This is a genomic window from Laspinema palackyanum D2c, from assembly GCF_025370875.1.
Classification (GTDB): Bacteria; Cyanobacteriota; Cyanobacteriia; order Cyanobacteriales; family Laspinemataceae; genus Laspinema; species Laspinema palackyanum.
On the sequence record NZ_JAMXFD010000023.1, the window covers coordinates 75,384 to 98,329 of the forward strand.

Consider the following 22,946-nt stretch of genomic DNA (forward strand, 5'->3'; position numbering starts at 1 on the left):
AACGACTGAAGTCGTTACTACGAACCAAGATAAGAGAACGACTGAAGTCGTTACTACGAACCAAGATAAGAGAACGACTGAAGTCGTTACTACGAACCAAGATAAGAGAACGAGTGAAGTCGTTACTACGAACCCAGATAAGAGAACGACTGAAGTCGTTACTACGAACTCAGATAAAATGTGAGGAGCGAAAGTGCGTCTTCTCTTGACTCTGGGTTGGGGGCTTTCTTCGGATAGCAGTAGCAGGCATGGGTGTTGGTTGTAAATAAAGTCAGAACACAATTCTCAAAAAATAGCCAATCCATGTCATAATCTCTCTGATATGTCCCATCCCCTCTGGTGGCCTGATGACCCTCCGCAAGAAAACATTACTGGCGATCGGCTTGACCCTGGCTGGGTTATTTGGAGTCGTGCATTTGACCTCCTCAACGATTTTACTCAATGGCTTTACCACTTTAGAAGAAAAAGAAGCAAGGCGGAATGTCAAAAGAGTTTTGGATGCCTTCTCCAATTATCAGCAGGAATTACAGGCTCTCAACTTTCAGTGGGGGGTGTGGGATGAAACTTATCGGTTTATCGAAGATGGCAATTTAGATTATATTGATAGGAATTTAGGGGAAGTCAATTTAGCATCCCTGCGAGCTAATGCAATTCTCTTTATTAATAAAGAAGGGGAACTGGTTTTTGGTCAGGGTTTTGACTTGGTTCGTCAGAAGTTAGCGCCGATTCCAGCAGAGGTTTCTCAGAAGATTGCAGCGACTTCGATTCAGGTGTTAAAACCCAAAGATGCTTTGGCGGGAATTGTCACCATTAATAATCGTCCGATGACGATCGCCGCCGGACCCATTCTCAACAGTCAGGGGAATCTTCCCACTCGGGGAACCCTGGCGATCGCCCGCTTTCTCGATCGCGAAGAAATCCAGCGGTTGGCAACACTCACCCATTTGGATGTCAGGGCTTATGGACTCATGGATCCGACTACCCCGGTGGAGTTCCAACCCACGATCGCCCGCTTATCCCAGATGTCTGATGATCCTCCTATCCTGATTGAACCACTCAGTCAAGAATGGATGGCAGGGTATAGTTTATTACGAGATATCTATGGTAACCCCGCAGTCTTATTAGAACTGAATATCCCCAGAGATATTTACCATCAAGGTCAAGCCAGTTCAAGGTATATGATAGTTTCTCTGGCGATCGTCGGTGTAGTTTTTGGAGTTTGCACCCTATTATTGCTCGAAAAAATGGTGTTGGCTCGATTATCATCTTTGAGTCAAGATGTCAAACAAATTGATCACTGCCGAGATTTAGCCTTGCGAGTTTCAGTCTCTGGAAAAGATGAATTATCCAGTTTGGCCCAGACCATTAATGCCATGTTAGAGACGTTGGAATCCTCAACGAAAGCCCTGGAAATCGAACGAGAAAAGGCGGAAAGTTTGTTGCTCAATATTTTACCTGAAGTCATTGCCGATCGCCTCAAGGGTCAGGAAGAAAATATTGCCGATACTTTTGCTGAAGTCACGGTGTTATTTGCCGATATTGTCGGCTTTACCCAACTCTCCGCTCAAATTGAAGCGGCGGAATTGGTCCAGTTACTCAATAATATTTTTTCTCGCTTCGATCGCGCCTTGGAACGGTATCAGTTAGAAAAAATTAAAACCATTGGCGATTGTTACATGGTTGTAGCGGGAATGCCGGTTCCCTGTGAAAATAGTGCCGTGGCGATCGCAGAGATGGCCCTAGAAATGCAGGAGGAAATCGCCCGATTTAATGCCGAATTTCATCAATCCTTAAAAATGCGGATGGGGATCCATACCGGACCCGTCGTTGCTGGGGTGATTGGGATTAAAAAATTTATCTATGATCTGTGGGGGGATACCGTGAATACCGCCTCCCGAATGGAATCCCACGGTATTCCCGGCCAAATTCAAGTTTCTAGGGCCACTTATGACTGTTTGAAAAATCAATATCGTTTTGAAGAAAGAGGGGCGATCGAGATTAAAGGCAAGGGAGCAATGCAGGTGTATTTGCTCAAAGGACGCTTGCTTGTAGGGGGAACAAGGGAAAGTTTGTAGTAACGACTTCAGTCGTTACCGCGTGACGTGGAGATCGCCACGTCACGCACAATTGGCGGCGATCGCGCCTGTAGTGCTACTCCTGGCATGGAGTACAGCCGTCACAAGCACTCTGGAGCTTAAGCGCCTGCTCCTTAACTGGAGGCAGAGCCTCATGAGAGTGCGTGACGTGGCGATCGCCACGTCACGCGGTAACGACTAAAGTCGTTACTACGAACTCTCCCCTCTCCCTGCAAAATTCCGTCTGGCAAGTTAAAATACTAACCGATAACCACAACGGGAACAGAGGTCTAGGTTGGCTGGGGATTTCAGCGTTCATGGTTTCCCTGGGGTTAAGGTCCTCCAGCCTGACTGATTTAGCATGAAGGAGACCCAAGATTTCTTCACTTCAATCTAGTCTATAAAACCCGTTTTTTTAACGGGCTTAGGCATAGAGTAATAACTAATCAGCCATAGATTTGGATGCTTTGTTTTCGTAAACATTATTAGGAGCCAACAAAATGAGCCAAGCCAAGCAAGGCGATATGGTGAAAGTTCACTACACGGGTAAATTAGATGATGGGACTGTATTTGATTCCTCCATCGATCGCGACCCTCTGGAATTTGTTTTGGGGGAAGGACAACTCATTGCCGGTTTTGAACAAGCAGTTTTAGGGATGAGTCCGGGGGAATCCAAAACGGAAAAAATTCCAGCGGAAGAGGCTTATGGTCCCCATCGGCAAGAAATGGTGGTGGAAGTTGAGCGGCAGCAACTGCCGGATAATATCCCTTTAGATGTGGGACAACAATTACAAATTCAACAAGCCCCGGATCAAATTATTCCCGTGGTGATTACGGCAATTTCTGAGTCAAAAGTTACTTTAGATGCCAATCCCCCCCTGGCTGGAAAAGATTTGATTTTTGAAATTGAGTTGGTTGGCATTGCTTAAGCGCAAGAAAGACCCTTTCAGTTTTGTAAAACCATAAAAGATTTAGAGGTTTTTAAACCGTTAGGACAAAAACACTGGCGGGGATTTGTATCCCCGCCGGTCTATGAGATTCCCCCAGTCCATTTAAACCCAGACCGATCGCCCTTTAAGATTCGGTTCAGGGCTGTGAACCAACGGCTAGAATTTCGATTTGGAACCGATGAGAAAATAAGTATTCATTTCTCCCTTTCCTTTCACCGGAATCATTCCCCGTTTTTCTAGTTCATAATGCTCCCGCAATAAATAATAGGTGGTTTCGCTGACTTGAATTCGTCCAGGTAAACTGTGAGATTCCATGCGGCTGGCAATATTTACTGTGTCCCCCCAGAGGTCATAAATAAACTTTTTGATGCCAATCACCCCGGCTACCACTGGGCCGCTATGAATACCAATCCGAATGCTAAAGGACTGCTGGTTTTGTTGATTAAATTGGCTCAAGGCGGTTTGCATATCCAGGGCCATATCCGCGATTGCTTCGGCATGGTCTTCCCGTTCTGTGGGCAATCCTGCGACTACCATATAGGCATCCCCAATGGTTTTAATTTTTTCCAGTTGATGCAATTCCGTGAGGCGATCGAAGGCGGAAAAAACTAAATTCAGCAACTCCACCACTTCCAGGGCCGAAAGTGCCGAAGCAATTTCGGTAAATCCCACCAAATCCGCAAATAAAACCGTGACATTCGCATAAGTTTCCGCGATACTGTTGGGTTCCAATTTGAGGCGATCGACGATGGGTTCCGGCAAAATATTCAACAGCAAATTTTCGGTTTTCTTTTGTTGCTTTTGCAGGGCTTTTTCCACCTTAATTCGTTCGGTGATGTTTCTGAAAATTCCCCGAATGGCCACGGGATTATTTTCTAAATACTTACAATTCATACTGCCTTGCAAGAAGATTTTCTGGCCGGATTTAGTCACAAATTCTGCGGTTATTTCATCAAGGTTTTCCCCGGCAAAGATGCGTTCAAAGCAGTCTTGATACTGGGATTTGCTTTGGGGATGCAGAAGTTCAAATACCGTCATCCGGTCCAGGTCTGCTTCACTGTATCCCAGGGTTTCTTTCCAGGCGCGATTGACATACAAAAAACGACCTTCTATAGAAACACTCTGAATCAAATCGCTGGCATTTTCAAATAAATCGCGATAGCGTTCTTCGCTTTCTTGGAGGGCAACTTCGGCTTGTTTGCGTTTAATAAATTGACCAATCTGGCTGGCGATCGCACTACAAGTTGCCATCAAATCTTCGTCAATCGTCTGGATATCGCGGCTATAGAACCCGATCACCCCGAGCAATTCCGAGGATTGCTCCACCCGGGACTGAGTTTCCGAAGCGTCACCAAAAATCGGGAAGGCAAATCCACTATTCAAACCCGCTTGCACTAAGTATTGGGTTCCGGGCCACTCCATCGCTTCCCTAGGGAGATCCGCTGTACAGACTGGCTGATGAGTCGCCCACACACGACCCGGTAATCCTTCCCCCTCAGCTAACTGCGTCTTTCTGCTCTGTCGCAAGGCTTCCCATTCCCGGGTCCGGCTATGCCAAAGTTGCAGACAAGTGAGACAATTTGGTTGGGGTTCTGACTCCCTGGACCGCTTAGAGAGTGGATAGTCCCCGCCTCCATCCCGCGTTTGCACCTGCCAAATTTCGCCGACATCCCACTCTAAACTGTCACATAAGGCAGGCAACAGTTTTGGTGCTGCCTCTACCAGATTTGCTGATTCCGATAAAATCCGAATCGTCGCGGATTGTGCTAAATTCCGTTGTTGTTTGCGCTTGCGATCGGTGATATCCCGACCGATATAGACCAAATCGGGAATATCTGCTGCGGAAACATCAATCAAGGCACAGGAAAATCCCACATATACTTTTTTGCGTGTTTTGGTGTGGCAAACAATTTCTAACGGGGATAATCCGGGTTCCTCTCGCTCCATCTGGGACAGGAAAAAATCTTTAACCAAATCCTGATGCTCTCCCACAATTTGGGAAATCTCTTTTCCGAGTAATTCCGCTTCAGAATACTCAAATAAGTCCAGGGTGCTTTGATTGACTTTTTTGATTAAACCTGTTTCACTGGTGACGATTAATGCCTCAGCCATCGAGGAGAGAATTTGCTCGATATAGCGTTTGGATTCAAAGAGAGCCGCGAGCAGAAGATTGGTTTCATTGGTGGCTTGGACTAATCGCTGTTCCAAGCTCATGCGATCGGTGACATCTTCTAAAAAAACAATGAGTTGTTGTCCCTGGCTCTCTTCTTGCTGAACAACATACATATCAAAATAAACCGGCGTCCCCGCTTCGGTAAACCGACTCAAGGACTTTAAATCAAAGCTGATCTGCCGCCCTTCTAACACCTCCTGTAAGAGGTCCTCTACTCCAATCAATTCCGGAAAGGCAAGGCCCACCTCGTCATTGACCTGAATGGGACCGGGAGAATCAGAAAATCGGTCCACTCCCTTGGAGGTTTTACGGATGGTTAAGGCTGAATCAAGGATCAGGTACTCAATGCCGTGGACAACTAAAAATTTTTTAAAGAAGGGGTTCATTCTCCCAGGCTCGCTCTACAAAAATAACAAATGCTTGATAGGCTTCAGTTAATTGAGCGAATAAATCAGATAGATTATCTGTTTTACCTTGCTTGGCGTCTCGCTCCAATTGGGCGGCAATACTACAAATTTTTTGAGCTCCGACATTCCCACTCGCACCTTTAATATAATGCGCTTCTTGTTTGAGGGTCGCCAAGTCTTCTAAGAAAACGCTTTGGAGTGATACGAGATGGGTTTGGAGTTCTTCAATAAATGTTTCTAGCAGCTCTTTCCGAAAAACCGAATCTCCTTGAGAAATTCGTTCAAGACGTTCCAGATCTAGGATCTGGTCTCCGGAGGAGCGATCGCCTGCATCAACGGGTTCAAAGCTAACTCTTGCTCCGCTCAATTGATTGACCCATTTCGATAGTATAGCCTGAAGTTGTTCCGGACAAACTGGCTTACTAATATAATCATCCATTCCTGCGGCTAAACATTTTTCCCGGTCCTCCTTCATCGCATGAGCCGTCATGGCGATGATCACGGTATGCTGGGGGTTACGCACTGGAGAATCCCCGCTTCCCTGTTCTAGGCGGCGGATCTCTCCAGTGACTTGATATCCGTCAAGGACCGGCATTTGACAATCCATCAAAATGATGTGATAACCATGAGCCTGCCACAATTTCAGAGCTTCTTCACCCTGATTAGCAATATCGGCTTGATATCCTAATAGCTCTAGTTGTTTAATGGCCACTTTTTGATTGACCGGATTATCTTCAGCCAAAAGAATTTTAATCGGAGTTTGTTCCCTGTTAATTTTATCTTTGGGATAGGAAACCCGCTCCGGTTCTATGGCTACCGATAGACCCGCTGCGCGACAAATGACTTCTAAAAATCGTGCGGGTTTAATGGGTTTAATCTGGCATTCACCAAAGCCACTGTTTAAGGCCGTTTTGACGAGATTGCGCTGATGAGTGGCGGCGATCGCAATCAAAGGAATGCTGGCAAATCGAGAATCCTGTTTAATTTGTTCAGCTAAAGCAATTCCCGCGATCTGCGGCATTTCTAAATCAATAACAATTATATCATACTCTATGCCTTCCTCCCATTGACTTTGCAAGAACTCTAATGCCGTGGCATTCTCAGTTTCCTCCACTTGGATTCCCCAACGGGTGACGCGATCGCGAATCACCATTCGCACCACTTCCCTGTTGGCTACCACCAACAAAGAGAGGCCCGCTATCTCCGGGGGTACTGATAGCTTATCAATAGAAATCTCTGCCTTTTCAAACGGAACTTTAAACCAAAAATGTGACCCTTCTGATTCCCGACTTTCTACGCCAATCTCTCCCCCCATCAGGGTCACTAACTGTTGGCAAATCGCCAGTCCCAACCCCGTTCCTCCATATTCCCGAGTCGTCGATGAATCCACTTGGGAAAAGGGTTGAAAGAGCTGACTTTGGTTTTGGGGCGCAATTCCAATCCCCGTATCAATCACCGAGAACAACAGGGTCGTTGAATAGGGAGTTTCTGTCACCCGTTCGACTTGCAGGACTACATATCCTTTGTCAGTAAACTTAATCGCATTGCCAATCAGATTCGTGAGAATTTGCCGCAACCGCGAGCTATCGCCCCTTAACCAGAGGGGTAGTTCTTCCTCGATAAATGAGGCCACTTCTACGGATTTTAAATGGGCTTGGGGGGCCAATAAATCAATGACCTCTTCCACGCTCGTTGCTAGGTTGAAATCTAAGTGTTCTAAGTGCATTTCTCCCGCTTCGAGTTTGGAAAGGTCTAAAATTTCATCAATCAAAGTTAAGAGGGCATCTCCACTGGTGCGAATTGTGTCGATAAAGTCACGTTGTTCCGCAGTTAAAGGCGTTTCTAATAATAACCCAGTCATTCCCAATACGGCATTCATCGGCGTCCGAATTTCATGACTCATATTGGCTAAAAAGTAACTTTTGGCCGTAGAAGCCTGTTCCGCTTCTCGACGGGCGCGCTCAAGTTCTGTCGTGGCCCGTTGACGCTCGGTAATGTCTCGGCCAATATAAACTACATCGCCATAATCATCGAGTTCCGTGCCAATAGCGGCAATGGAGAAGGAAACAATGATACTTTCTCCTTGTTTCGTCCGACAAATGCCTTCAGCCGTTGTGAACAGGGCTAGTTCATGGGATGAATTTTGGGGAGGGTTATCTCGGTTCGGGGGGAGGATTGCCTCGTTTTCAATCAACAGGGAAATCGGCTGACCAATCAGTTGCGAATCCTCGGAATACCCAAATAAATTAACGGCAGCGGGATTGACATTTTGAATCCGACCCCGGCGATCGGTCACCAACAAGGCATCGGCCATTGAGGTGATGATTTTATCCGTGTAGGATTTGGCTGCCTCTAGGGTAGAAAGGAGCAGGTTAGCTTCATTGATGCGTTGCACCAATTCTTGTTTTAATACCATCGTTTCCGTGGTATTTTCTAAAAGAATGAGCGATCGCCGTTCCTCGGTTTCAGATAGGGTCGGGTCCGCTATCAAGTACAGGTCGAAATAAAGCGGGTTGCCCGATTCTATAATCCGGGTAATACCTTTGATTTCAAACCCTTCCCGTTGTCCTTGAACGATCGCCCGGAATACCTCTTCGAGGCCGATGAGTTCGGGAAACCCGCAGCGGATATCCTCTCCCACCCCGACTCTAGCGCCCCCGGATGCAAATTTCATCGCGCCAGCAGATGCCTCAATTATGTACCAGTCGCCATCGACGCCTAGGTACTCCATCTGGCGAGGAGTGAGTAGTTTATTGAGAATCGGATTCATTTAGCATTTCAGGTTCAGTAGGGAAACAGTCTGGGCTATTTATTTAGGATGCCCACTTCGCCTTTGGGATTCTAAACCTTGATTAAAAGGATATAAAACGGTGCGATTTCACGGACTGACACCGCCACCATCCCCGGCCCATTGCTTTTGTATTTTATCCCTTGCTTTTCAGTTTTGCATCAAAAAGTTTCAACGGTGCTTATTTGGGGAGTGATATTTAAGGCCGTTTCAGATTAATCCCCCGCTAGACTGAAGCAACAGGTATGGTAAAATAAAATAATATTTGTTTTGGTCCTCAAAGGTTCAGGGACCTAAGAATAGCCGGGGAGACGTTCAGGCTCGTTCAATCCTAGGTAAGAATCTTGAAACTTCCCTCTAGCGATCGAGCCTGTTAACTTGTAGAATCCAGTCACGGATTGCTTAAAATTTGTCAAGCTCACGCCGGTGGAACCCGAACCGGAGCCTGGTCTGGTGAAAGAGATAAATCGAATGGGAGAAAAGGGTGACAATACAGTATTGCTTCCATTGAGGGTGCGGTTCAATAGAGAAGTTAATGGGTCAAAAAAACTGTCAGATCGGGTTGTGGAGTGCATGAAAAAGAAAATACTGATTGTCGAAGATGAAAATTCATTTCGCAAAACCGTCATCAAAATCCTGAGTTCGGAAGGGTTTGAAGCCATTGGTGCAGAAAATGGCAACACTGGGGTAAAATTGGCGCAAACGGAACAGCCGGATTTAATTTTGTGCGATATTATGATGCCTGGGCTGGATGGTTATGAAGTGTTGACCATCCTGCAACAGGACCCCACCACGGCGATGATCCCGTTTATCTGTTTAACCGCTCAGGAGGACCGTTCCTCTATGCGCCGAGGGATGGAACTCGGAGCGAGTGATTATCTGACGAAACCCTTTACTCGAACGGAACTGATGGTGGCGATCTCCACCCAAATCGCCAAACGGGAACGTCTGAAGCAGGAACAGAATCAAGCCCTCGAAGAGGCGATCGCCCAACTCAACGCCCTCGTTTATTACGACAGCTTAACCAATCTCCCCAATCGCTTAATGTTGCGCGATCGCTTCGAGCGCACCCTCGCCTCCAACCCGGATCAACCCTGCTTCATCCCCATTGCCATCCTGAGTTTAGACCAGCTCAACCGCTTCAACAATACCCTCGGCACCGACTACAGCGACTTATTACTCCAAGCCGTAACTGAGCGGACCCTGCGCTATGTGGGACCCAAAGGGACCGTCGCCCGGTTAAACAGTGAGCAACTGGCCCTAATTCTACCCCCCTTGACGGAAAAACCCCAAGTTGAAGAAACAGCGCGCCGCATCCTCGGCCTATTTTCTACCTTTTTTAGCATCTTAAGCGACGAAGTATTTCTCACCAGTAGCATTGGTATCGCCCTCTATCCCGATGATGGTCAAGAAATTGATAGCTTGCTCAAAGGAGCTAACTTGGCGATGCACCAAGCCAAAGAACAAGGCGGAAATTGTTATCAACTTTACACCTCCGCCATTGAAGAGAAATCTTACGATCGCCTCATGCTAGAAATGAGCTTGCGGCAGGCATTAGACCGCAATGAATTCATCCTTTACTATCAACCCCAAGTTCACTTACAAACCGGCCAAATTGTCGCCGCCGAAGCCTTAATCCGCTGGCTACACCCCGACCGAGGCTTAATTTCTCCCGCCGAATTTATTCCCCTAGCTGAAGAAACCGGGCTGATTGTGCGCCTGGATGAATGGGTCTTGCAGAATGCTTGCGAACAAGCCAAAATCTGGCAACAGACGGGACATCAACTCACCATTGCTGTCAATTTATCCGGACTGCAATTTAATCAACCCGGTTTAACTCAGCGTGTCATTCATATTATCCGAGAAAGCCAAGTCAATCCCTGTCATGTGGAAATTGAACTCACTGAGAGTGCCCTTGTCCAAAATCCGGAACTCGCCATCTGCATCCTCAGAGACCTCAAAGACTTCTCCCTCCAACTTTCCCTAGATGATTTTGGAACCGGCTATTCGAGCTTAAGTTATTTGCAACAATTCCCCTTCGATACCCTCAAAATAGACCGTTCTTTTGTCAGAGACTTGCTCACTAGCTCTAAAAATGCCGCCATTATCAATGCCATCATTCAACTCGCCGGACAGCTTAACCTAAAAGTGATTGCCGAAGGGGTAGAAACCGCAGAACAATATGATTTTCTCCGAAAACATAACTGTGATTTAATCCAAGGCTATTACTTTAGTCCCCCCCTAGCCGTGGCCGACTTTGAAGCCCTGTTAAGCGAACAACGGCATCATTCATCCGTTGTCAAAGACCTCTAAAACAATCCCCTAGGCTTCTTCCTTGAGGGTGGCAATAAAGCGGTGAAGACGGGTGAAAATTATCTCTAATTCAGCCACCAACTCTTCCAGACCCTCGTGGCGCTCCTGATTGGCTTGAGATTCAATTTCACGGGCAATATTGGGCATAGAGAGGACAGCAACGGTCGCCGATCCGCCCTTGAGCTGATGAGCGCGACGGCCTAAGGCAACCCAATCTTGAGTCTGTATAGAGTGCTTGATATCCTCGAAATAAACCACCGCATCTTCCATAAAAGTTTCGAGGAGTTCTAACTCAAACTCTTCATCTCCCCGAGAAATTTCATGGAGGCGATCGAGATCAACGGGAATTTCATCCAGGGAAGCAGAGGGAGTGAATTGATCAGGGAGTGTTGGCGGTTCGGTTGGAGGGGAAAGGGTCTGTGGAACACCACTGATTGTTTCTCCCCAGTGACGCAACAGGGCAGCTAACTCGTCGATATCCACAGGTTTACTGAGATAGTCATCCATTCCGGCGTCTAAACATTTTTCCCGATCGCCTTTCATGGCATTGGCAGTCATGGCAATGATGGGAGTATGATGAGAGGAGCCTTCGCGATCGCGCAACGCTTTTGTGGTTTTATACCCATCCAAAACCGGCATCAAACAATCCATCAGAACAATATCATAGTCTTGCTCTGCCAGACAGTCGAGCGCTTCCTGTCCATTCTCCACACAGTCGGCAGCATACCCCAGCACCTTGAGCTGGTTTAAAATCACTTTTTGGTTAATTGGAGTATCTTCCACCAATAAAATTTTCAGATTCTTCACAGGTTCAAATACCGGACTAGATCTACCGGAATCTTCCTGGAGAAATAACGAAGGAGAAACCCCCGAGGGTTGCCCGTGCAGGGCTTGAGTCAACCCTTCTAATAAGCGAGAGGCTTTAATCGGCTTGAGTAAATAACCCGCCGCCCCTTTTTTAAGGAGGCGTTTGACCAATTCATGTTGATGAATTGACACCATGACAACCCATTTGAGCTTGGAGAAACTGGGGTCATAAATCAGGGTTTTTGCTAGAGTTTCCCCATCGGATTGAGCATTTTGGAGGTCAATTAAAACCAGAGAATAAGGATTGCCTTGGGTAGAAGCCTTGTGCAAAGCGGCGATCGCCTCCGATGAATTCCCCACCGCCTCACCCTGAAGATGCCAAGACTCTAAATAGGCACAAATCATCTGCCGACTCGTGGCATTGTGGTCCATAACCAACAAGCGCCAATCCCGAGGAGCCAACAGTAATTCCGGCAGCACTTTCACCCCACCCGGCACGGTTTCAAAGGTCGCCGTAAACCAGAAGCAGGAACCGGCCCCCACGGCACTGTCCACTCCAATCTCACCCCCCATTAATGTCACCAATTGCTTGCAAATCGCTAATCCTAACCCTGTGCCTCCATATTTTCGCGTCGTTGAGGCATCCACTTGGGAAAAGGATTGAAATAATTTATGTTGGTCCTGGGCATTGATGCCAATTCCCGTATCCCGGACTTCAAAATGCAGGGTAGTGGTGGTGGGGGTTTGAACCTGCAAGGAAGCGTGAACCACCACTTCACCATTCTCCGTAAATTTCAAGGCATTTCCCGTCAGGTTCATTAAGACTTGACGCAGCCGAGTCGGGTCTCCGATTAAGGTGGGGGGAATTTCTGAATCTACCAGATACAGTAATTCTAGTTGCTTACTTTGTGCCTGAGTTGCCAGCAAATCAATGGTTTCTTCGATACAGCGGCTTAAATTAAACTCAATGCCATCCAGGCGCATTTCTCCGGCTTCGAGTTTAGAAAAATCAAGGATATCATTAATTAAAATTAGCAAATTTTGACTGCTGGTTTTCAGGATGTTGACAAAATCCTGCTGTTGGGAAGACAGAGAAGTTTTTAGGAGTAAATCGGTCATGCCAATCACGCCATTCATGGGGGTTCTAATTTCGTGACTCATGTTGGCGAGGAATTGAGATTTCATTCGGGAGGCTTGCAGGGCCTGTTCTCGGGCTTGAACCAATTCATTAATCACTTGAGTGACGATGATGATGCCCCCGATTTGATGTTCGGAGCGGTACCAAGGTTGGACAGCCCAACGCAGATAAAGTTGAGTTCCATCGCCGAGTTCAAAACTCTCTTCCGGTCGGGAGAGGACTTCTCCTTGGAGTGCGCCCTGATGAATAGCTTTGATGTTTTCGGTTTCGGGCAAGTGATCGTAATAGGATTGGCCCAGGAGAGATTGTCCCTCCAGGGCGTAATCTTTTAACCAACAGTTGCTATAGGCCAGATAGCGCATTTGAGTATCAAACATGGCCATTGCGACTGGGGCATTGGTAATAATTTGTCGTAACTGTTGCCGTTCCTGTTCGCGGACTTGTTCGATGCGCTTGCGATCGGTAATATCGTTGAGAGAACCGGCGGTGCCAATGTAGTCATTGCGATCGTTAATATTTAAGCGTTTCTGAACTTCTACCCAGCGATAATTGCCCTCTTTGGTGAGGAATCGGGCTTCGTGGCGCACGGAATCTTGTTCGCTGTTGAGGAGGGATTCAAAGGCTTTTAAAAAACTGGGTCGATCGTCTGGGTGAACAAAGGAGAGGAAAGGTTGGCCAACACTTTCAGCGACGGTAAATCCGGTGATGTCGGTCCAAGCGGGGTTGAGGAAGGTTAAGTAACCGCGTTGATCCCGTTGGAAAATTACTTCGCTTAAATTTTCGACAACGGAGCGATATTTGTTTTCGCTGGCTAAAATGGCGGCTTCGGCCCGTTTGCGATCGCTAATATCCCGTTGAATGGTGGCGAAACATATTGGCTCACCCCGTTCCGGATGTTTGACTAGAAATAAACTGGTTTCCATATCAAAGCATTCGCCGGTTTTAAAGTGACGCAGTTTGGTTTCCCCCTGCCAATAGCCGGTTTCCATGACGGTGGGAATGGCGACCTCTTGATATTGCCTACAGGTTTCTGGGCTCAGGTAGTGGGACATTTCGGTTTGGTAGACCTGTTCGAGGGAATCGAGTCCCACCTGGAGGCGACCGGCTTCGTTGACGTAAATGGCTTTCCCTTCTAAGGTGGCCATACCGATAAAGTCTTTGCTGTTCTCAACGAGGGCGACAAATTTGCGGCGTTCTTCATCGGCTTGTTTGCGATCGGTGATGTCGGTATGGGAACCTGTCATGCGGATTGGGTTTCCGGCTTCGTCCCACTGGGCTTGACCCCGAGTCAAAATCCATTTATATCCACCGTCTTGGCTCCTGGCCCGATGTTCTTGGGAGTAGGAGGACCCGGTATTGGACAGGTGGGCTTGCATGGCTTGGCGGCAGGTTTCTAGGTCATCGGGATGAATGCGACTTTCCCATTCTGCAAAGGGATGAAATTGGTCTTGGGATTCATATCCGAGCATTTCCTGACCCCGAGCGGAAAGGAAGACCCGATCGCACTTCAAATCCCAGTCCCAGATGCCATCGGAGGTGCCTTTGATGGCAAGCTGCCACCGTTCTTCACTCCGACGCAAGGCGGCTTCGGTTTTCTGGCGTTCGGCGATTTCACCTTGCAGGCTATTGAGGGTTTCTGATAGCTCTCGGGTGCGTTCTTGGACTCGGCGTTCTAATTCATCATTGGCGCTCTTGAGGGCGTCCTCAGCCCATTTGCGTTGCAGTTCGGCGGCGGCGCGGGAGGCAAAGACGTTGAGAATGGCGTGGGCTTCTGGCTCTACTTCTAGGGGTTGGTCGTGGATAATGCAGAGGTTTCCGATGGGCCGGTTCTGGGGGTCGAAGAGGGGAACGCCAAGATAGCCAACGGCATTGATGGTGGCGAGGGCTGGAGCATTGGGGAAGAGTTCCTGGAGGCGATCGGGGTAGTGGCAGAGTCGGGCTTCCTCGATGACGACTTCACAGGGGGTGCCGCACAGTTCATACTCGAAGTTGTCCGCAAGGCGATCGCCACCCCAAAAGGCTAAGGTTTTTAATTGTTTCTCTTCGGTCCCCTCCAGTTGGGAGAGTAAAACGTAAGGGACTCCTAGGGCGCTGGCCAGATGTTGCACCAACACGGGGAAAAATTCTTCTCCGGTAACCGCAGCGGTCCCAGAGATGATGTTTTGCAGGGCTTTTTCGGCTTGTTTCCGCGCTGTGATATCCTGCATGGCGACCACCGCCCCAAGGTTTTCTCCCTCAGCATTGACTAGGGCCTGTCCGTTGGCGACTAAAATCCGCTTTTTGCCCTGTTTTGGCAGGATTTCCATTTCCTGCTCACAGACGGGTTCTCCCTGCCATGCTCGATACAAGGGGGTCTGTTCAATGGGCATGGGGGTACTCTCCTCAGCATGGTAAAACTGAAAGTGTTCCCCCCATTGGGTGACAGATAAGGGCTGTTCCGGCAGTCCGTAGACTTCTTGGCTGGCTCGGTTTAAAACGCTCAGGGTACCATCGGCGTCACAAGCGACGATGCTGTCTTGGAGGTTGTTGAGTAAGGCGTTGAGAAATTCTCGTTCTTTTTGCAAGGCGGCTTCGGCCCTTTGGCGATCGCCAATTTCGCTTTCGAGTTGGACGATGGTTTGCTGCAAAGTCCGGGTTCGTTCCTCGACTCGCTGGGCTAAGGCGGCATTCATTTTGGCGATCGCTGCCGAGGACCGCTTCCGTTCGGTCAGATCCCGTCCGATATAGACTAATTCTTCGATTTCCCCCTCTTCGTTGCGGATTACCCCTCGGGAAAATCCGACTGCTATTTCTTCTCCTTTTTTACTTTGGCAAATGACTTCTATTTCGGTTTTCCTCAGATAATAAGCCTCTTCTTCTGTCCCCGAGGACGGAGCAGAATTCACCGCTTCTAAACGGTGAATATTGGTTGAAATAATATCCTTGAAGGGTTTACCAATTAACTCTAGTTCGCTGTACTGGAATAATTCCCAAGTAGCTTTGTTAGTTTTTTTGATTAATCCGTTTGAAGTACAGACAATAATGGGGTCAAGGGCAGTTTGAAAAATTTTATCTAAGGCTGATTTCGCGGAATTCAGTTTATGTAATAATAGATAAGCGTCATTTTCTCGCTGGACGAAGGTTTGTCGTAAGACCATCCGTTCCGTGGCATCCCCAAAAAATACAAATAAGCGATCGGGGGGAAGGTTATCCTGGGAGTTGGCTACAATCCAAAAATCCAGATACAAAATCCCCTCACGCTCCGAACAGCGATTGATGCCTTGTAATTCAAAACTATTACACCGCCCGTCCAGGATATCGATAAACACCTGTTCGATGCCAATTAACTCAGGATATCCCCCTCTGGCATCCCGTCCCTCCTTGACTTGTTCGGGACTCTCGGCAAAGCGATGGACTTGGGGGGATTTTTCTAAGATGATCCCATCCCGATTCACGATCAGATACTCTAAGCAGCGAGGGGCTAAAAGTTTTTCTAATAGGGGATTCATGCCAGTAGTCATGTCTTTTTGGTCCTCCTTGTCTCTATCATACGATAAGCGAGCGTCGGTACAGCCCAGGGAAGAGAACCGGGGCTGTTTACAAAAGCTCGCTCATACCCATCTCATGAGGCGGCGAAACCCGGGAAGACTCTTCTTTCGCTAAGACTGAACCGACGCCCTAAAAATCTCCAATAATTTAATTTAAGATAAGTTAAGTTTTGACGAGGGTTTGAAGGGCCAACTTATGGAAAATTTCATCCACAAATTCTCCAGTACGGGCAGAGGTGGAATAAACGCCTAACACCAACGCTGAGCCCGGAGAAACGCCGGATATAACTTCGTGAGATAATTCCTTGAGTTTGGTGATTTTTTCCGGTTCTACGAGGTCGGCTTTATTTAAGGCTACCATCAAGGCACCTTTGGGATTGACGGAGGCAAATAGCTGAATATGTTCCGCCACTCGTTCGATAGTTTCGATTCGGGTGACATCGGCGACGATTAAAGCGCCACCGGATCCTTGGAGATAGGAGGGGGCGATCGCCTTAAATTTGGTGTGACCTTCCAAATCCCAAATCAATAACTGCATCCCAATTGGTTCAGCGCCTGGTTCTTTTTCCACTTGTAGGGGTTTTCGAGAAATTTTTACCCCCACGGTTGAAAGATATTGATCACTAAATTCCCGATCCACAAAGCGGCGAATTAAACTGGTTTTTCCGACCCCGAAATCCCCAATCATGCAGATTTTCTTAGAAATAGTTGACATAAGTAAGGCTAATTAATTTTTGGCTTCTGGTGTGATTGGCTCAAAAAGAACAACCCGCCCTAATAATTTAGGTTGGCTGGAGTCTACGTCTTGAGGCGGGTTACTATCCCCGATCGCCTCTAAACGAGTGGGTTGTATTCCTAACTGAATCAGGGCAGTTTGAACCGCTTGCGCCCGTTGCAACGCCAACCGTTCGTTAATCCGACGAGAACCTGTGCGATCGCTATGACCAATGATCCTGAGATTTTTCTCAGGATATTGTTCAAGAAACTCCTTCAGGGTGGCCACAGTCTGTTCATAACTGGGGTTTAACCGGGCAGAACCGGCATCAAAATAGATCCGAGTTTGAATCGTCACCGGGTCAAGTTTTAGGGTACTTACCACAGAGTTAACCCCAGGAATTTGCTTGAACCCTTGGACGATTTGCTCCGCCTGAGACCTCTCCAAAACGGTCCCGGCGATGGTGACCGTTCGGTCCTGATAGTTAGCCGTAATTTCCACCCCGTTTCTTTGATTAAAAACCTCACTGACTCGCGCTACTTCTCCTCGGACTAGGGTAGAGTCTGGGGGGACATCAACGGCAATAATTTGATTCTCTAAGATGCGATCGCCTGCAGCGGCTGCCGCAATACTTTCCGCCTGTTGACGCAATTCTGGATTGGGTAACTTTCCCGATACAATCACTCGATTCTGCTTCGCCTTCACCTCTAACCGATACACCCCTAATTCCGGGGCCGAACTCAACGCCACAGCGACTTGGGACTGAATCCGGCGTTGGACAGAATTATAGTAAAAGAACCCCATCCAAACAACCAGCATGAAGGTACAGCCACCCAGAAATAAACCTAATAAGGCATAAGGTTTTCCCTCCGCTGTTGGACTGGCTGATTCGATGAGTTGATTGACCAATTCCTGAATGCGAGGGGGAATATTCCCTGGATCTCCATCAAATTCCTCAATGGTTTGCTCATAATCCAAGATAATTATGCTGACGGTTTTTCGCATTTTTTTGATATAGGCTTTGCTGGGAATGCCTTTAAGAATCACCGCTAAATAGCAGTATCCCCCCACTTCCAAAATGATTTTTGAATCTCCATATTCAACTTCACTTAATTCAGAAATTTCCCCGGGTTTAACAATACAATCATTGACAAAACTGCGAATCGCCGTGAGCATTCCGGCGACCATTTCTGATTCTAAGCGGTAGTCCCCCTCTTCTTGGGCTTCGGAAATTACTAACCCCGAGGCTTTGTGAATTAAAAAGACGGCTTGCACGACAAAGGGAATGGATTCTTTGAGAATCAGTTCTGCTTCAGAAACCCCCTGGACTTTGGCGCGAATTTTGCGTTCTACTCCCTCCACACTCAGAGCGTTAGCGACTTTTTCGTTAATAGACTTAATCGCCTCGGTCATATATTTGCTAATGGTATTCCCAATGACGGGATAGAGGGCATCTACCATTGCATCGCGTTCCAGGCGAATTTGTTCTTTGATGGTACGTCCCATTTCTGGGGCTAAAGCTTGGGCGATCGAGTTGCGATCCAGGCGGATTTGTTCTTTAATTGCCATTGCCATTTCGGGTCCCAGAGCCTTGGCGACATCTTGCGGGCTATCTTTGATTTGTTGGGTAATAGCGGTGGGCAGGATGGAGGCGATCGCCGAACTCATGGCTGCTTTATTTTCTTGCGATCGGTTCTTAATCACTTCATCAATGATCGGAACCAATGCCTTAGCCACTTCTTCTTTGGAGTCGCTAATTTTTCGACTGAGAATTTCCGCAATCCAGGGTTTAAGCAGTTCAATCAGCTTTTGCGGGTCATAAATTTGACTTTCCAGAGATTGTAAGTTGCTGTTAGTTTTTACCAGCAATTCTCGCAATCCCGGTAAGTCATTTTCGATTACGGATTGCTTGAGGCGATCGAGGTCCGATAATTGCGCCCCGAGTAAAAGCTGCTGCAAACTTGCCATCGGATCGACGGTTTCTAATGAATCCGCACTCACCGGGGGGGTTGGGGAAGATTGCCCCGGGGTTTCTATCCCGAACAGGCTTTCTAATTGCTCCATTCCCGCGAGTAGCGCCGAGCTATTCCCTTGCAACTCGGATGGTTCGGAAATAATGGCTGAGTTACTCTGAGGTGAATAGGTTTTTAGGGTGGGCCATTTATTATCTTCCGGTTCACTATTTTCAGTCTGAACAGGGCTTTTTTCATCCGGTTTTGTATTCGTTTCTGTTACAACTGGACTATTAAGGGGATGGGTTGGGTTAAGGTCGGAATTTGAACCGGATTCCGTTGAAAAGGGAGGGTTTAAATGGGCAGTAGAATTCCCCTGATGGGTGAAATGATTTCCGTTTAAATGGGTCTCGGGTTCGGGCAATCCAGGGAAGGTCTGCTGTTTTGCCGTTGCAGACTCCGGGTTGAGTTGGGAAGGGTCTGGGAACTCATTCTCATGAGGAGAATGAGCCTTTTGGGTGAGTTCTTCCCTGATTGTTGCGGATGAACTAGATGGGGCAGGGGTGGGTTGGTCTGCCGCTTCGGCGATCGCATAATGGTCAACGGTAATGGTCTGCCATTCCCCGTTTTTGCGCGGTTTAGGAGAGGGGCGATCGCGTTTTTTCTTCCCTCGATCTCGTCCGCCATTTTCTCCCGAATCCCCCGATTTCCATTCCCGGCTTACGCTGCGATCGGTGGTGAGCTTTTGTGAGGTTTTGTCATTACTGGGTTCGGACAATGGTGCCCTTTTTACCGGGTTACCCCCCAGGGCTTCGAGCAAGACATCCCGCAAGTTCTCCAAGGGATCTGGCGCGGGTGGTATTTTTTCATGATTTACCGTCTTTAACCACTCTTGGTCTTCGATGCGCTTAACTTGCTTTTTCTGTGACAAATCCATCATTATGCCCCCTGCCAACTCTCTTCATCCGTCGGTTATTCTGACTTTACAAAAAACGGCGATCGGCCCTGATTTTAATCGACTTTATTTACTCTCCGTTCCGGTGATCCGGTAAGAGGAGATCCGCCGTAATCTGGGTTTCGGCAGCTTCTCGCAGTTCCGGTGCAAACTCGCTTCCTTTCAGCCTCATCCCAATTTCAAATAAAATTTCTGCCATATCATCTCGGGCGATTTTTCCTTCTTTTAAGTTGGAAAAACGCCGCTCTACTTCCTCAAACACTCGCTCTCGCAGGTTATGAATATTCTCTTGATGGGTTTGTTGGATATCCAGTATTTGTTCTCGAATGGATTTGGTTTGCTTGTCCAGGGATTCATCCAGAGATTCAATGGTATGAGAAATTTTGGCTTTGGTGCGTTCTAGCTGTTGCCGCACGTCGGTCAAATCTTCTTGGGTGTTTAAGCTCACGCTTTTAATTTTTTTCTCCAGGGCCTCTACTGCTCCGCGCATTTCGGTGGCCGATAAGTTTTTGACTTCCTCTATGCGATCGCGAAACTCTTTTTGCAACAAAATCAAGTTGGCCTCGATTTGCTCAAATCGGTGATTATAGTCCCGGATCTGTGACCCCACAATAATCTCGCGAATCTGGTCAATATTGCCCAGCCGTTCTCTCATTTCATCGCGACTGAGTTCATTCATAGAAACACCTCTTATTTTGTGAATTAGGTTTGATCAATCAAATCTTACCGCTTTAAGAACCATTTGACCATCACAGGGAAAGACAGTTTTTGAGTTAGCGCCAATCCCTCAGTCCTCCACTTGATCACCCCACTCTTGACCGCTTTTTTCCCTCTGCCACTTCTGAGTTATCAATTCCCCTCTTTTTAGGTGATACTCCAATTCAAGCAAAGTTGGAGTACCAGCAAACGAGTTTGCGGGCAAAACCTTCGTAAATATTTACAATGGCTTAACCGATGCTCATTCACCCCCTCACCGTTGACGGGTCTGACCGCTGCCCTTTAAATCAGAGTGTAAACGCCTGTTTTGAATCGGTAAGTGGTGTGTTTCGCCGTCGAGTTCTGTCCCGATTGTCCTTCGCCGTTCCAGGATTTAGGGGAAACTGGCGCTATTATCTCACACCTTGGTGAAATTGTCAGTGATTCAATCATTTCTTCACGAGATTTACACTCGCTTACCTTTACTTAATTTTAAATGAAAGGTAGTTAATATATAATTGGCAATTTGAGATTTTAATCCTAGAAACTCAGCGGGTGAATTCTGGATGATTCCGAGGTTCTATTCCAACAGGAGGCGTCAGGAAGGCTAAAATAAGAACGGTACTATTGCATAGTCGCTTATTTAAACCTTCATGACGCTTTCTGCACCCGTAACAACGAAGTACGAAGCGATAATCGGACTAGAAACCCATTGTCAGCTCAGTACCAAAACTAAGATTTTCTCCAATTCCTCTACGGCATTTGGTGCGCCACCCAATGCCAACATCGATCCAGTCTGTATGGGGTTGCCTGGGGTGTTGCCAGTTTTGAATCAAAAGGTCCTGGAATACGCCGTAAAAGCAGGACTGGCACTCAACTGCCAGATTGCGCCTTACAGCAAATTTGACCGCAAGCAGTATTTTTATCCGGATTTACCGAAAAATTATCAAATTTCTCAGTATGACTTGCCGATCGCCGAACATGGTTGGCTGGAAATCGAACTGGTAGACGAACAGGGAAATGCCAACCGCAAGCGGATCGGGATTACCCGTCTGCACATGGAAGAAGATGCCGGAAAACTGGTCCATGCTGGCAGCGATCGCCTCTCCGGTTCCACCTACTCCCTAGTAGACTACAACCGCACCGGGATTCCCCTAATTGAAATCGTCAGCGAACCGGATTTGCGATCGGGACAAGAAGCGGCAGAATATGCCCAAGAACTGCAACGGATCGTCCGCTACCTCGGCGTTAGCGACGGGAATATGCAAGAAGGCTCCCTGCGCTGTGACGTGAATATTTCCGTGCGTCCCGTGGGACAGGAAGAATTCGGCGTCAAAGTCGAAATTAAAAATATGAACTCGTTTAGCGCCATCCAACGGGCGATCGAGTATGAAATCGAACGACAAATCGAAGCCATCAACAACGGCGAACCCATCTACCAAGAAACCCGCCTCTGGGAAGAAGGCAGCCAACGCACGATTAGTATGCGGAGTAAAGAAGGGTCTAGCGATTATCGCTACTTCCCCGAACCGGATTTAGGACCGATTGAAGTCCCCTCCAGCCAACTGGAACAGTGGAAATCCGAACTCCCGGAACTCCCCGCCCAAAAACGCGATCGCTACGAAACCGAAATCGGCTTATCCCCCTATGATGCGCGGGTAATCACTGATGATCGTGCCGTGGCGGAATATTTTGAAGCCACCCTCGCGGAAGGTGGGGATGCCAAACAAGCTGCCAACTGGATTCAAGGGGATATTACCGGCTATTTAAAAACTGAAAAGCTGAATATTACCGAAATTGCCCTAACTCCAGGCGCGTTGGCAGAACTGACGGGATTAATTACCTCCGGGACCATCAGCGGCAAAATTGCCAAAGATATCTTACCCGAACTGCTCACCCAAGGCGGGTCACCCAAGGAACTGGTAGAAAGCAAGGGGTTAATTCAAATCAGCGATACATCAGCCTTGGAAAAAATGATTGACGAGGCGATCGCTGCTCATCCCAAAGAAGTCGAATCCTACCGCAACGGCAAAACCAAGCTCAAAGGCTTCTTTGTCGGACAAGTCATGAAACTCAGCGGAGGACGTGCGGACCCCAAATTAACCAACCAATTGGTTGAGCAAAAGCTCAACGGGTAAGGGATTGAGCCAGAGCCTCCAGTCTGAGGGAACCCCAAACAATAAATCATTCAAACGTTCGTAGTAACCCCTTGACGGGGTTTCTTTAAAGATGACTCAGTTCATGAGTCACTACGAACGTTTTGAATGATTTACGGACTCAAACGGTTGTGGACAATAGCTTCCGCCATTCCTGTTAAGGGTAGCGCCCGCCTGCGCTTTGCTTAGAGAAAAAGCGAATTTTTACAACAGGATTTGGTATAGGTATGATTAGTTTTTCTGATAAAAATTTTCTTTTAGGGCAAGCAACCCGTGTTAAACTGATTGTCATCA

Annotated in this window: 11 protein-coding genes; 5 read left to right on the top strand and 6 right to left on the bottom strand. The window is 47.5% G+C overall.

Annotation, left to right across the window (positions count from 1 at the left end; translation table 11 throughout):
* The first annotated feature begins 347 nt into the window (after positions 1-347).
* The 3 genes from NG795_RS21590 to NG795_RS21600 all read left to right on the top strand — a co-directional run bounded on the left by NG795_RS21590 (position 348) and on the right by NG795_RS21600 (position 3,004).
* Entirely contained in the window at positions 348-2,075 is a 1,728-nt protein-coding gene (locus NG795_RS21590; RefSeq protein ID WP_367290701.1) for an adenylate/guanylate cyclase domain-containing protein, read from the top strand.
* A 22-nt stretch (positions 2,076-2,097) separates the two neighbouring features.
* Positions 2,098-2,277, top strand: coding sequence for a hypothetical protein (locus tag NG795_RS21595; RefSeq protein WP_367290702.1), 180 nt, complete (start codon positions 2,098-2,100; stop codon positions 2,275-2,277).
* Between the two features lie 298 nt (positions 2,278-2,575).
* A complete protein-coding gene (locus NG795_RS21600) occupies positions 2,576-3,004 on the top strand; it encodes an FKBP-type peptidyl-prolyl cis-trans isomerase (protein WP_367290703.1) in 429 nt (142 codons plus the stop codon).
* 177 nt (positions 3,005-3,181) lie between these two features.
* On the opposite strand, the gene NG795_RS21605 is transcribed toward NG795_RS21600, so the two are convergent.
* Both NG795_RS21605 and NG795_RS21610 read right to left on the bottom strand, forming a co-directional pair.
* Complete coding sequence (locus NG795_RS21605; protein WP_367290704.1) at positions 3,182-5,584, bottom strand: adenylate/guanylate cyclase domain-containing protein; 2,403 nt, start codon at positions 5,582-5,584, stop codon at positions 3,182-3,184.
* Positions 5,568-8,375 (bottom strand): hybrid sensor histidine kinase/response regulator, encoded by a 2,808-nt coding sequence (locus NG795_RS21610; protein ID WP_367290705.1) that lies wholly within the window; start codon positions 8,373-8,375, stop codon positions 5,568-5,570. The genes NG795_RS21605 and NG795_RS21610 overlap by 17 nt, the downstream gene beginning before the upstream one ends.
* A 591-nt stretch (positions 8,376-8,966) precedes the next feature.
* Between NG795_RS21610 and NG795_RS21615 the strand changes: the two genes are divergently transcribed.
* Complete coding sequence (locus NG795_RS21615) at positions 8,967-10,706, top strand: two-component system response regulator (protein ID WP_367290706.1); 1,740 nt, start codon at positions 8,967-8,969, stop codon at positions 10,704-10,706.
* A 9-nt stretch (positions 10,707-10,715) separates the two neighbouring features.
* On the opposite strand, the gene NG795_RS21620 is transcribed toward NG795_RS21615, so the two are convergent.
* The 4 genes from NG795_RS21620 to NG795_RS21635 all read right to left on the bottom strand — a co-directional run bounded on the left by NG795_RS21620 (position 10,716) and on the right by NG795_RS21635 (position 20,479).
* Positions 10,716-16,151 (bottom strand): PAS domain S-box protein, encoded by a 5,436-nt coding sequence (locus tag NG795_RS21620; RefSeq protein ID WP_367290707.1) that lies wholly within the window; start codon positions 16,149-16,151, stop codon positions 10,716-10,718.
* A gap of 190 nt (positions 16,152-16,341) precedes the next feature.
* Positions 16,342-16,893 (bottom strand): Rab family GTPase, encoded by a 552-nt coding sequence (locus NG795_RS21625; RefSeq protein ID WP_367290708.1) that lies wholly within the window; start codon positions 16,891-16,893, stop codon positions 16,342-16,344.
* A 12-nt stretch (positions 16,894-16,905) separates the two neighbouring features.
* The gene (locus tag NG795_RS21630) at positions 16,906-19,785 is read right to left on the bottom strand and encodes an OmpA family protein (protein ID WP_367290709.1); all 2,880 of its coding nucleotides are present in this window, start codon (positions 19,783-19,785) and stop codon (positions 16,906-16,908) included.
* An 85-nt stretch (positions 19,786-19,870) separates the two neighbouring features.
* The gene (locus NG795_RS21635; protein WP_367290710.1) at positions 19,871-20,479 is read right to left on the bottom strand and encodes a hypothetical protein; all 609 of its coding nucleotides are present in this window, start codon (positions 20,477-20,479) and stop codon (positions 19,871-19,873) included.
* A gap of 670 nt (positions 20,480-21,149) precedes the next feature.
* Here NG795_RS21635 and gatB point away from each other — a divergent pair.
* A complete protein-coding gene (gene gatB, locus NG795_RS21640) occupies positions 21,150-22,634 on the top strand; it encodes an Asp-tRNA(Asn)/Glu-tRNA(Gln) amidotransferase subunit GatB (RefSeq protein ID WP_367290711.1) in 1,485 nt (494 codons plus the stop codon).
* Positions 22,635-22,946: the final 312 nt, after the last annotated feature.

Bases quoted from the DNA above. Each gene is read 5' to 3' on its own strand.
- NG795_RS21635 (WP_367290710.1), bottom strand. From the start codon at position 20,479: ATGAATGAACTCAGTCGCGATGAAATGAGAGAACGGCTGGGCAATATT.
- NG795_RS21630 (WP_367290709.1), bottom strand. From the start codon at position 19,785: ATGATGGATTTGTCACAGAAAAAGCAAGTTAAGCGCATCGAAGACCAA.
- NG795_RS21605 (WP_367290704.1), bottom strand. From the start codon at position 5,584: ATGAACCCCTTCTTTAAAAAATTTTTAGTTGTCCACGGCATTGAGTAC.
- NG795_RS21625 (WP_367290708.1), bottom strand. From the start codon at position 16,893: ATGTCAACTATTTCTAAGAAAATCTGCATGATTGGGGATTTCGGGGTC.
- NG795_RS21615 (WP_367290706.1), top strand. From the start codon at position 8,967: ATGAAAAAGAAAATACTGATTGTCGAAGATGAAAATTCATTTCGCAAA.
- NG795_RS21600 (WP_367290703.1), top strand. From the start codon at position 2,576: ATGAGCCAAGCCAAGCAAGGCGATATGGTGAAAGTTCACTACACGGGT.
- NG795_RS21620 (WP_367290707.1), bottom strand. From the start codon at position 16,151: ATGACTACTGGCATGAATCCCCTATTAGAAAAACTTTTAGCCCCTCGC.
- NG795_RS21610 (WP_367290705.1), bottom strand. From the start codon at position 8,375: ATGAATCCGATTCTCAATAAACTACTCACTCCTCGCCAGATGGAGTAC.
- NG795_RS21590 (WP_367290701.1), top strand. From the start codon at position 348: ATGACCCTCCGCAAGAAAACATTACTGGCGATCGGCTTGACCCTGGCT.
- gatB (WP_367290711.1), top strand. From the start codon at position 21,150: ATGACGCTTTCTGCACCCGTAACAACGAAGTACGAAGCGATAATCGGA.